Genomic DNA, 221 nt, shown 5'->3' with positions numbered 1-221 from the left:
CGAAACGAAAAAGGGCCCGCTAGTTAGCGGGCCCTTTTAGGGATATGGCGCACCGGGGAGGATTCGAACCCCCGACCTACTGGTTCGTAGCCAGCATTACAAAACTGAAAATACAGCGCCTTACAATGATTCCGGCATAAAATTACTGCCTGTTTGTGGCCTTATGCATCAATGACTTAAAGGAACTTTGATGCTGTCTCGGCAACCCAATATACTGTCCT

General features: G+C 48.4%; 1 tRNA gene. It reads right to left on the bottom strand.

Features of this window, described 5'->3' with window-relative positions:
• Positions 1-45: 45 nt before the first annotated feature.
• A tRNA-OTHER gene (locus A3714_RS10220) sits at positions 46-114 on the bottom strand.
• Positions 115-221: the final 107 nt, after the last annotated feature.

This window comes from Alcanivorax sp. HI0007 (assembly GCF_001635525.1).
Taxonomy (GTDB): domain Bacteria; phylum Pseudomonadota; class Gammaproteobacteria; order Pseudomonadales; family Alcanivoracaceae; genus Alcanivorax.
The sequence above is the reverse complement of the archived record's forward strand: the minus strand, read 5'-3'. Positions and strand labels throughout refer to the sequence as shown.